General features: G+C 60.7%; 10 protein-coding genes. 2 read left to right on the top strand and 8 right to left on the bottom strand.

The features are described from left to right. Positions 1-47: 47 nt before the first annotated feature. Both ACP7AL_RS24795 and ACP7AL_RS24790 read right to left on the bottom strand, forming a co-directional pair. Positions 48-1,157 (bottom strand): methyltransferase, encoded by a 1,110-nt coding sequence (locus ACP7AL_RS24795; protein WP_425995225.1) that lies wholly within the window; start codon positions 1,155-1,157, stop codon positions 48-50. A 47-nt stretch (positions 1,158-1,204) separates the two neighbouring features. Further along, complete coding sequence (locus tag ACP7AL_RS24790; RefSeq protein ID WP_425995187.1) at positions 1,205-2,071, bottom strand: polyprenyl synthetase family protein; 867 nt, start codon at positions 2,069-2,071, stop codon at positions 1,205-1,207. 99 nt (positions 2,072-2,170) lie between these two features. On the opposite strand from ACP7AL_RS24790, the gene crtD reads away from it, so the two are divergent. Together crtD and ACP7AL_RS24780 are read left to right on the top strand one after the other, a co-directional pair. Continuing rightward, entirely contained in the window at positions 2,171-3,721 is a 1,551-nt protein-coding gene (gene crtD, locus ACP7AL_RS24785) for a 1-hydroxycarotenoid 3,4-desaturase CrtD (protein WP_425995185.1), read from the top strand. A gap of 15 nt (positions 3,722-3,736) precedes the next feature. Beyond that, on the top strand, positions 3,737-4,705 hold the full coding sequence (locus ACP7AL_RS24780) for a carotenoid 1,2-hydratase (protein ID WP_425995183.1): 969 nt from the start codon (positions 3,737-3,739) through the stop codon (positions 4,703-4,705). A 4-nt stretch (positions 4,706-4,709) separates the two neighbouring features. On the opposite strand, the gene ACP7AL_RS24775 is transcribed toward ACP7AL_RS24780, so the two are convergent. The 6 genes from ACP7AL_RS24775 to ACP7AL_RS24750 form a co-directional block, all read right to left on the bottom strand. Next, positions 4,710-4,850: a hypothetical protein gene (locus tag ACP7AL_RS24775; RefSeq protein ID WP_425995181.1), complete on the bottom strand. Its 141-nt coding sequence runs from the start codon at positions 4,848-4,850 to the stop codon at positions 4,710-4,712. Positions 4,851-4,933: 83 nt separating this feature from the next. Next, the gene (hemF, locus tag ACP7AL_RS24770; RefSeq protein WP_425995179.1) at positions 4,934-5,821 is read right to left on the bottom strand and encodes an oxygen-dependent coproporphyrinogen oxidase; all 888 of its coding nucleotides are present in this window, start codon (positions 5,819-5,821) and stop codon (positions 4,934-4,936) included. A 24-nt stretch (positions 5,822-5,845) separates the two neighbouring features. Then, a complete protein-coding gene (locus tag ACP7AL_RS24765; protein ID WP_425995177.1) occupies positions 5,846-6,907 on the bottom strand; it encodes a phytoene/squalene synthase family protein in 1,062 nt (353 codons plus the stop codon). Then, on the bottom strand, positions 6,904-8,442 hold the full coding sequence (locus ACP7AL_RS24760; protein WP_425995175.1) for a phytoene desaturase: 1,539 nt from the start codon (positions 8,440-8,442) through the stop codon (positions 6,904-6,906). Before ACP7AL_RS24760 ends, ACP7AL_RS24765 begins: the two co-directional genes overlap by 4 nt. 57 nt (positions 8,443-8,499) lie before the next feature. After that, on the bottom strand, positions 8,500-9,399 hold the full coding sequence (bchO, locus tag ACP7AL_RS24755) for an alpha/beta fold hydrolase BchO (RefSeq protein WP_425995173.1): 900 nt from the start codon (positions 9,397-9,399) through the stop codon (positions 8,500-8,502). 10 nt (positions 9,400-9,409) lie between these two features. Then, positions 9,410-10,375 carry an alpha/beta fold hydrolase gene (locus ACP7AL_RS24750; protein WP_425995171.1) on the bottom strand — a complete coding sequence of 322 codons (966 nt, stop codon included), beginning with the start codon at positions 10,373-10,375 and terminating at the stop codon, positions 9,410-9,412. Between the last annotated feature and the right edge of the window lie 56 nt (positions 10,376-10,431).

The raw sequence follows: 10,431 nt of genomic DNA, 5'->3' as shown, positions 1-10,431 counted from the left end.
ACAAAGTCAACGAATTGCTTCCCTGGAATTGGAAGGCGAACCAACGGTCAAAGGCCGCCGTTGCTGCCTGAGCGCTTCGCGGTAGTCATCGTGCCTGGGGTGCTGGCCGGATGCGTACGCAGCATGTCACTGAGCTGAGCGAAGGTTCGCGGCCGGCCACTGCCCATAGCCATGAGATAAAAAGCGAAATACGCATCGCTGATCGGTTCAGCGCCGTGAATCCCGCCCATTGGCTCCGCCAAAATGAGCTTGCCGCCGTCCGGCAATGTGCGGCGCACGGCGCGGAGCAATGTCATCGCATTCTCGTCATCGTGATCGTGGACGATGCGGATCAGCGAAACGACATCCGCACCTTCCGGCAGACGGTCCGACAGGAAGCTGCCACCGATAGCGACCGCGCGTGACGACAGGTCGTTGGCGCGAAACCTTTCACTGGCCTTGTCGGCAACCGCCGGGAGATCGAACAAGACAAAGCGCAATTGAGGCGCATGCATCGCGACAGCATTTATGAATGCGCCATCGCCGCCGCCCACGTCGAGCAAACAGCGATGTTTGTTAAACGAATAGGCGTTGATCACCTGCTGCGCGATCATCGGCTGCGACGCCGACATCAACGCCGTATAGGGTGCGACATCCCGGCTCGACAATTCCGCAGGCTTGTTTCGCCCGGCGTAGGACCAGTACCTCGCGAGTTCGCCTCCTCTAGCATCGCGGCGCAGCAAGGCAATCGGATCGCCCAGATCTTTGTAGAGCATGGCGTGGTGTTCGATCATTGCCGTTACGCCGGGATTGCCGAGGAGCGCCGCGCCGAGCGGTCCCAGCCCGTAGCAGCCGGCAGTGCGCCGCTGCACCAGGCGAAGCGATGAGGCCGCATCCAGAAGAAGCGTCACCGAATCGACAGGTAGTGACAGCAAAGACGCGAGTTCCGGCGCGGACCTGGGACCATTGGCAAGATGATCGAAGACGCGCAGCCGCACACAGGAATACAGGATCTGCGAATAGACGAAGCCCGCGCACAGATCGAAAAGCTCGCGCGATCGCCGACGCGCGATCGGACGGGTTAGTGCAAAAGTCGCTGCAAATCGCTGGAAACCGGGATTCGACAAAATTGAATCGCGTATCCCCAACCATTTATCGCGCCAGGACAGATGCCGCACTCGATGCGGCACCGGTGAATCCGGCTGGCTGACAACGGCCATTGCCGCTACGCAGCGAACTGAGCGAGCTTCTTGGGCACCAGCCGCTTGGCCTCGGACAACATCAGCGACCTAAGTTCGGATCCGTTTTCGCACGGCGGCATCGCATCGATGGCGTCGTGCACAAGCTGTTGCAGCCTGTTCAACGCCCCATCCATCCCCAGTTCAATCACTGCGCTGGGACGGCCAAGCGCGACATCCCGCCCAACCGGCTTGCCGATTTCATCTTCATCAGCAGCTGCATCGCGAAGATCGTCGGCGACCTGATAGGCTTCGCCGAGTTTTTCACCGACCATGCGCCATGGCTCCGCATCGGCGCCGGCTGATGCAGCACCTGCGACCGTCGCCGCAGCAAACAGCGCGCCGGTTTTTGAGCGATGATAGTGCGCAAGGTCGATCTTCGATTCGCACTCCCACGCCTGACCTGCGACAATGCCGGACGGCACGCCCACCGCCCGCGCGATCGTCAAAGTAAGCTTGGCCAAGCGCTCGGGCGCGCACGTGATGCTGGCCAGCGTCTGAAACGCCAGCACGATCAGGGCGTCTCCAGCCAACACTGCGAGCGGTTCACCGAACGCCTTGTGAACCGACGGCCTTCCCCTGCGCATGTCAGCGGCGTCGAAGCACGGAAGATCGTCATGAACCAACGACGCACAGTGCAAAAGCTCAAGCGCAGCGCCCGCAGCCTCTGTGGCGAAAGGGTGATCTTCTCCGCACGCAAAGGCGACAGCGTGGCAAAGCCGCGGCCGCACGCGCGCTCCACGGGGAAACACCGCGTGCCGCATGGCAGCGGCCAGACGAGGAGGACACCCCGGAATGTCCGCCCTTGCGACGGCGTCGTTCAGAGCGCGCTCAATCCGGGCGGTCACATCCATGGCAGACTCCATTCCGTGCGAGTGGCGTCAACTATACTTGTCATTGACGAGTGTAAGTCTTTATGGACATCTGTCAATCGACAGTGACGGAGCCAGCTAATGCTGCCGGTGCGAACAAACCGTGTGGTCGTCGTCGGCGCCGGAATCGCCGGACTGACATCTGCCCTCGCACTCGCAGCAAAAGGGCTCGATGTGACGTTGCTTGAGCGAGCGGAGCAGCCGGGCGGCAAGATGCGGCAGATCGGCATCGGGTCATCTCAAATCGACAGCGGTCCGACTGTCTTCACCATGCGCTGGGTATTCGAGGAACTGTTCGCACAGGCCGGCGAAAGTTTTTCGGATTACGTAAAGCTTCGGCCGCTCGATGTTCTGGCCCGGCACGCATGGAGCGAGAGCGAGCGTCTCGATCTGTTCGCCAGCGAGGAACGCTCGACGGATGCGATCGGGAGATTTTCCGGAAGCGACGAAGCGCGGCGCTATCGCGCATTCTGCGCCGCCACCCGGCGTATCTATCAAATCCTGGAAAAGCCGTTTCTGCGCTCCGCCAGCCCAAGTATGGGAACATTGATCGGCGGAAACGGCATGCGCGGCCTGGTGGATTTGCGTCAGATCCGACCATTCACGACCATGTGGACCGCGCTCGGGCAATATTTCCAGGATCCGCGCCTGCGACAAATGTTCGGACGTTATGCCACCTATTGCGGGTCATCGCCGTTCGAAGCGCCAGCCACGCTGATGCTGATCGCTCACGTGGAGCGAGAAGGTGTCTGGACCATCGACGGCGGCATACACAAGCTGGCGACGGCGATCGCAAAATGCGCCGCAAAACACGGTGCAAAAATCCGATATGGCGAAGAGGTCAAGAACGTGCTGACCTCCAACGGCGCCGTGTCCGGTGTGGAGTTGACAACCGGCGAGCGGCCCCCCGCCGATGCGGTGATCATGAATGCGGACGTGGCTGCGGTTGGGAGCGGCCTGTTCGGCTCAGGCATCGCTCACGCGGCGCAGGCCACGCCGGTACGTTCGCGATCGCTGTCGGCCATGACGTGGAGCATCGTCGCCAAGACGGAAGGCTTCCCGCTCTCCCGGCATTCGGTGTTCTTTTCCAGCAACTATCGCGCAGAATTCGACGATCTTTTCCGCCGGAATACGATGCCTGCCGATCCCACCGTTTATGTCTGCGCGCAGGATCGCTGCGACGACGGCGCCGCGGCCGACGCCGGTACAAGCGCTGAAAGGTTGCTTGTTCTTGTCAATGCGCCGCCGACCGGCGACCGTCACGTGTTCGATGCCGCAGAGGTGGAACGATGCGCCCGTCGGGCGTTTGGCGCTCTGGAGCGATGTGGTCTGCGCATCGACCGGCTACCTGAACGGGTTCAGGTCACGACACCGAACGATTTCAACCGGATGTTTCCAGCGACGGGCGGAGCGCTTTACGGCCGCAGTTCCCACGGATGGACAGCATCGTTCAAGCGGCCTGGCGCGCGAACGAAGATTGCGGGGCTGTATCTTGCAGGCGGCAGCACCCATCCGGGCCCGGGCGTCCCGATGGCTGCACTATCAGGACGCGCCGCCGCATCGAGCCTGCTGGAAGATATGAAAAGCAAAACACGCGGATGGATGCCTGCTGGACGTTCGCGTGCAGTGTGAGTGATCGGAGCGAAAATGACTGCACCAGCCCATCGCTCGCCTGTTGCCGGATCGAGCGTTTGCTTCGATCAGCACGTCCCGCGAAACGGCTATGCGTGGTGGTATGTCGATGCGTTGAGCGACGACGGACAGCACGGCATCACGATTATCGCATTCATCGGAAGCGTGTTTTCGCCGTACTATGCGTGGGCGCGAAAAAAGGGCCCGGCCGATCCACTCAATCATTGCGCCATCAATGTCGCGATCTATGAAAAGCGCCGCCACTATTGGGCCATGACGGAACGGCCGAAAGGGCAAGTCGAACGCAACGCGACCAAGCTCGCCATCGGCCCAAGCCAGGTCCGGTGGGACGGGTCGGCCCTGACCATCGACATCGACGAGATCACCGCGCCGATTCCCTCGCGGATTCGCGGAACGATCCGCGTCGTTCCCGCCATGATCACCGAGATGGAGTTCTTGCTGAACCCTGACGGACGTCATCGGTGGTGGCCGATTGCGCCATGCTCAAGGGTGCAGGTCGCTCTCGGGTCTCCGTCACTCCATTGGCAGGGCGACGGCTATTTCGACATGAATGCGGGAGACGCGCCACTTGAAGAGGGCTTCACGACCTGGGAGTGGTCGCGCACGGCGATGCGTAAGGGAACCGCCATCCTGTATGAAGCAAAGCGGCGGGGCGGCGGACGCGTCGATCTCGCCTTCACCGTCGATCCATCAGGTAAAATGCAGACCTTCCAGCCACCGGCCGCGTCCGATCTTGCGAGGACCGGATGGCGCGTCAAACGCAGCGCGCACAGTAGTCCGTCGCGCCCCGCAATCGTTGTCACGACACTGGAGGACGCTCCATTCTATTCGCGATCGGTCGTGTCCGCCAACCTGTTGGGCGAAGACGTCATCATGATGCACGAAAGCCTGTCGCTTGACCGGTTCCGCAAGCCAATCGTGCAGGCCATGCTGCCGTTCCGTATGCCGCGCACCTGGCGTTAGTTGATTACGGCGGGGGTGTTCGTTGCCTCGCCTGCTCGGCGGCCTTCTTTTTGTCGAGGCGCTTGCCAAGGAGTTCAAGAATGCCCCAGGCCATGGCAAACAGCGCCACGACAAAAAATTCGATGAACCCCAGCCAATTCTCCATGGCGTGCCCTCAAAAAGTTTTGAACAACTCCTGAAGCTACTTGCACCGGCGTTTCCGGTTTCAGAACCGGCTATGGAATTTGCTCAGGACCAGCTGACAAGCGGCGGCATCGAACTGAGAATGGTTTCGATGTTCCCACCGGTCTGCAACCCGAACATCGTGCCGCGGTCGTAGAGCAGATTGAATTCAACATAGAGTCCGCGACAGGCGAGCTGCTGCTGGCGCTCGGCTTCGGTCCACGGCTCCATCATGCGTTTACGCACGATTTTCGGATAGGCATCGAGCAGAGCCGCGCCGACATCGCGGGTGAAAGCGAAGTCGCGGTCGAAGTCGCCGGTGTTGAGATGATCGTAAAAAATGCCGCCAACCCCGCGCGCCTGATTGCGATGCGGAAGAAAGAAATACGTATCGGCCCATGCCTTGAACTTGTCGTAGTAAGCCGGATCGTGCGCGGCGCAAGCGCGGCGCATGGCATCATGAAACATGACGGCATCCGGCGCGTCTTGGTGGCGCTGATCCGGCAACAAGGGCGTCAGGTCGGCGCCGCCGCCGAACCAGCCCTGCGCCGTCGAGAGATAGCGCGTATTCATATGCACCGTCGGCACGCGTGGGCTGCGCGGATGAATGATCAAGCTGATGCTGGTGGAGACATAATCGAGTTGCTTGCCGTCGCCCGGAAGGGTCTTGGCCATCTCGGGCGTCAGCACGCCGTTCGCAGACGACGTGTGGACGCCGATCTTCTCGAACAGCCGGCCACCATTGAGAAAGCCGCCGATACCACCACCGCTGCCGGTCGCGCGAGTCCATGGCTTGTAAGCAAACGTCGCAGGCGCTCCGGGAAAAAGACCGGCGGGAGCTTCACGTTCCAGACTTTCCAGTTCCGCGCAAATTTGGTCGCGTAAAGATTCAAACCATTTGCGGGCCACAGCACGATGGTCTTCTGCGATATTGATCGTGGCGATCTCCGGCATCACATGGTGCTTTGCGGAATGAACTCAAATTTGGCTGCGCTGCATCTGATCCCGGCGCTCCAGCCTCTCAAACAGGTCGATCACCCAGACCACGCGGTCTTCGATCTTCGGCATGCGAGGCTTGGCCGGCCGCACAACGGGCGGAGCCGGTGTCGCAGCGACCGCGTCAATGAGGAAACGGGTTTCTTCAAGCTGTGACAAACTGAACGGCAAACGCCGCGCCGGAGTCCACTCGGTCTGCAACAAGGCAAAGACTCGCACCAGCAACGCAAGTTTGCGCTTCGTGGAAACGACAGCCCGGCGAGAGACCGAATCGAGGTTTTGGCGCTCGAGTTCGCGGCCAATTTCAGCATACAGAAGACGGGCAGCATAAATTCCCGGCCGACATGAAACCGGCAGATTTTCGATACCCCGAGTTGCACGATCGTAAAGCACGTCGGCGGTATCAAGCAGGCGCTGCACAATGGCTGCGATTTCGGCGTTGAACACCGGGCGCGCCAGCCACCGCTCAGGATCGATGCCCGCCTCGCGCAACCATTGCAGCGGCAAATATAGACGCCCGGCGCGGGCATCCTCGCCGACATCCCGGGCGATATTGGTCAACTGCATCGCGACGCCGAGATCGCAGGCGCGGGCGACGATGTCCGGCAACCGCCGCCCCATCACGAGCGTCATCATGGCGCCGACGGTGCCGGCCACCCGCGCCGCATAGGCAAACAGGTCGAACATCGTCTCATAACGGCGATCCGACGCATCCCATGCGAGCCCCTCCAGCAGGGCTTGAGGCAACTCACGGGGAATCGAAAATCTGGCTACCACGTCGGCAAAGGCGCGATCCGCGGGCATCGGCAGCGGCTGCCCACGATAGGCGCGATCGAGACGGTCTTGCAGCCGATCGACCGCTGCGCGCCGGTCGTTTCCCAAATCCACCGCGTCGTCTGCCAGCCGGCAAAAGGCGTAAAGTGCGATCGCGGGATCGCTCACGCGGCGCGGCAGGACCAGCGATGCAGCGAAGAAGGTTCGCGACCCGCCTCGCAGCAGTTCGCGGCATGCGGCGATATCCGAGGGTGTGGAAAAGGACGTCATGAGTTCACCAGGGCATGAGCATCGGGGACAACGCTGTCGAGCACCCTTGCCGAGGACAGAACACCGGGCAGACCCGCACCGGGATGTGTTCCAGCCCCGACAAGATAGAGGCGATCGATGTCTTCGCTGCGATTGTGAGGCCTGAACCAGGCGCTCTGGGTGAGCACAGGCTCAAGACCAAACGCCGCACCGCGCAGCGACGACAACCGGTCCTGAAAATCCTGCGGCGTCAGCATCCGCGACGTGACAATCTGATTTTCCAGATCAGGCAGCACAGTGTCCCCGAGCGACCGCGAAATCGCCTGGCGATACGTCTCCGCCATCGTACTCCAGTCGGTCCCACTTTCGAGATGGGGCACCGGCGAAAGAACATAAAATGCATCGCACCCTTCGGGCGCCAGCGACGTATCCGTCGCCGTCGGGCGATGAAGGTAAAGGCTGAAGTCGGACGCCAGCTTCTTTCGGGTAAAAATATCCGTCAGCAGTTCCTTGTAGCGCGGTCCGAGCAGGATCGTATGATGCGGCACGTCGGGATACTTGCGACGTGTGCCGAAATACCAGACGAAGAGGCTCATCGAATAACGCGAGCGGTCGATGCGCCCGTCGGTCCACCGTGAGCGTGCCGATGCAGGCAGCAGATTGCGATAGGTCCATGCCGAATCCGCATTGGAGACCACAATATCGGCAGCGATGCTCTCTCCCGACGCCAGCCGCACGCCGGTTGCCGCGCCGTCCTTGACGATGATTTCGCGAACGTCCTGTCCGTAACGGACCGAACCGCCCTGCCCTTCAATCAGCCTAACCAATCCGTCGACCAGCCGTCCGGTGCCGCCCATCGCGAAATGAACACCCCAGCGGCGCTCGAGATGGGCAATCAGGCAATAGATCGAACTCGCCGTGAAGGGATTGCCGCCGATCAACAGCGGATGAAAGCTGAAGACGATGCGCAGCTTTGGATCGCGAATGTATTTCGAGACGAAGCTGTAAACGCTGCGATAGCTCGCCAGTCGCAGCATGGCCGGCGCGATGCGCGCCATGTCGGTCCATTTGCTGAAGGGCACATCCCCAAGCTGCTCGAAGCCGATCTTGAAGATCTGCTCGCTGGCTTTCATGTAGCGATCGTAGCCGTCGATATCACCTGGCGAGAATCGCGCAATCTCGGCACGCATCGCGATCGGATCGCCCGTGTAATCGAAGCTGGTGCCGTCGTTGAAACGGATCCGGTAGAAAGGCGAGACCGGCGTCAGCGTCACATCGTCGGAAAGCCTGCGTCCGCACAGCTTCCAGAGTTCTTCAAACAGAAACGGCGCCGTGACGATGGTTGGCCCGGCATCGAAGGTGAAACCATCCTGCCGGTAAACATAAGCGCGGCCACCGGGCGCATCGAGTTTTTCCAGAACCGTGACACGATAGCCTTTTGCGCCGAGACGAACCGCTGCTGCAAGTCCGCCAAAGCCGCTGCCAATCACCACCGCATGGGGTTGGCGATCACGCGAACTCGACAGCGGTAATTTGGCAGACGTCACATCCAGCATGGGATACAGTGTAACTATCTATTGACAGTTGCCTAGCCCATCTGTGTAAAATTCAGTTTACACGGTCGGCTCGACTGCGCCGATAGCGTTCGCTCGGTCCGCGTGGCTTATCACAAGCTGCGCGACGAGTTCCGGCCGTTCTTCGTGCGCCAGATGGCCCAGTCGTCCGAGTGGCTCGATGGTCGCGCCGGCGACGAGAGAACGCACGCGCTGCGCAGTGGCGGGCGAGATCGCGCGATCGTTGCTGGCCGCCACCAGCACGAGCTTCGGCTTTAGCCGTGGCAAATCTTTAACCAGCGATTCAAGACGCCAGTTCGCCATCATGCGCAGCGCCGAGGCGACATGCGCCGGATTGTTGACGAGCTTTCTGTAGAGCGCGATGCCCTCCGCATCGATGCTGGACCCGGTGTTTGTTATCAATCGCTCGACCGCGCCCTCGCTCGACGCCTGCCAGGCAAATACGTGCGGGACCAGCGGATTCAGCACCAGAAGTTTGGCAAGCGGTGAGAAGAGATGTCCCGCCACGCCGCCGAACGGCAGATACGCGCCATTCAGGCTCAGCAATAGTTGCGGCGCAATCCTCCCGTCGAGGCACATGCGCGCAAGAATTGCGGCACCCGCGGAATGACCAACGACAACCTCGGGCCTGATCTTGAGCACACGCAGCAACTCGCTCAGGTCTGCGGCCATGCCGGCAAGCGACAGACGATGCGAGGGCGGTGATTGGGTGAAACCATGCCCGGGCAAATCGGGGGCAACGACCGTGAAATGCTGCGCAAGTTTCGGAAGAAGCCCGCGCCACGAATGGCTTGCGGCACCGGTGCCGTGGATCAGCAGAAGCGGCGCGCCCTGCCCCATCCGCTGCACATGCCAGCGATAGCCCGCCGCTTCGATGAACTCGCTCGCGTCCCGGTTAGGCCAGTCTACGCCGTCTTTCGCCCACACCAGACGATCCATGACGAACCCGTCAGTTGTTGGAGGATTTCGGCAAGCCGGCAAGAAACGCGTCGTAGGTCTTTGCGAAATCCTCCGGAAGTTCAAAATGCGGCATCGCGCCCGTTTGAAAGACATCGATCTTCCAGTTCGCACGGCCTTCAACCTGCGTTTTCCGCACGTAGTTGACGAAATCGCCGCGCACGCCGTGGCTCATCCATACCGGCAATGTCAGCGAGTGATAAATCCGCATAATCTCCTCGCTGAACAGAAATCCCGAAACGAAATAGTACGGCGCATGCTGAGCGCCGGGTTGATGCGTCGTGAGATAATCGTAATCGGCAAGCCCTCGGTCGAAATTGTCAGAGCCCCATGTCTTCTTCAGAAAATAGGCAATACCCGCGCGGCTTGTGAGCAGGCGGAAGAACGCTTCGCTCCATAGCGGAAACTCAAAGAGATCATGCAGCCAAGGTTTGCCCCGCGTGCCATCTCGCCATTTGACCTCCGTAGAGCGGCTGCTGAACCCCGACGGACTGACCAGAGCCAAGCTGCGAAATGCCAAGGGCATTTCAGTAACGGCACGCGCAAGAAACTCGCACGACAATGACAAGGCCAGCGCGTCAAACGGCCCGGGTCCGTGAACCTTGCGGATTTCCCGGACGGCGGCCAGAATCGCATCGGTCATCATCCGGATCGTGTAAACTCTTTTGCCGCGCTCGGAATGACCGAAGCCCGGAAGTTCGAGAGCATAGACCGTGCGGCTTTTCCGATAATACTCGTAGATCGGTTTGATTTCGTAAGCCGATCCCGCCGCATTGATGCTGTGAATCAACAGCAGAGGCGTCGCTCTTTCGGATGCGGAAGTGATCGGTCCGGCGGAATAATAGGTCAGCCTGCCGACGCTGCTGCCGAATTCATGGCGCTGTCCGGACACCGGGGCGGGCAATCCGTCCAGACCTTGTAGCGCGCTATCGGTAATGGCGGTCCCCGCAACACCCATGACCATTTCCTCTTTTACGTCTGGCGGATCTCGCCGTGGCCAAGTCCGCCGCCGCA

Origin of the sequence: Afipia sp. DC4300-2b1 (genome assembly GCF_049895725.1) — a bacterium.
Lineage (GTDB): Bacteria > Pseudomonadota > Alphaproteobacteria > Rhizobiales > Xanthobacteraceae > Afipia > Afipia broomeae.
The sequence above is the reverse complement of the archived record's forward strand: the minus strand, read 5'-3'. Positions and strand labels throughout refer to the sequence as shown.

What these genes read in the sequence shown, in the direction of transcription:
- ACP7AL_RS24790 (WP_425995187.1), bottom strand. Translation starts at nt 2,071, where the DNA reads ATGGATGTGACCGCCCGGATTGAGCGCGCTCTGAACGACGCCGTCGCA.
- crtD (WP_425995185.1), top strand. Translation starts at nt 2,171, where the DNA reads ATGCTGCCGGTGCGAACAAACCGTGTGGTCGTCGTCGGCGCCGGAATC.
- ACP7AL_RS24780 (WP_425995183.1), top strand. Translation starts at nt 3,737, where the DNA reads ATGACTGCACCAGCCCATCGCTCGCCTGTTGCCGGATCGAGCGTTTGC.
- ACP7AL_RS24775 (WP_425995181.1), bottom strand. Translation starts at nt 4,850, where the DNA reads ATGGAGAATTGGCTGGGGTTCATCGAATTTTTTGTCGTGGCGCTGTTT.
- hemF (WP_425995179.1), bottom strand. Translation starts at nt 5,821, where the DNA reads ATGCCGGAGATCGCCACGATCAATATCGCAGAAGACCATCGTGCTGTG.
- ACP7AL_RS24765 (WP_425995177.1), bottom strand. Translation starts at nt 6,907, where the DNA reads ATGACGTCCTTTTCCACACCCTCGGATATCGCCGCATGCCGCGAACTG.
- ACP7AL_RS24760 (WP_425995175.1), bottom strand. Translation starts at nt 8,442, where the DNA reads ATGCTGGATGTGACGTCTGCCAAATTACCGCTGTCGAGTTCGCGTGAT.
- bchO (WP_425995173.1), bottom strand. Translation starts at nt 9,399, where the DNA reads ATGGATCGTCTGGTGTGGGCGAAAGACGGCGTAGACTGGCCTAACCGG.
- ACP7AL_RS24750 (WP_425995171.1), bottom strand. Translation starts at nt 10,375, where the DNA reads ATGGGTGTTGCGGGGACCGCCATTACCGATAGCGCGCTACAAGGTCTG.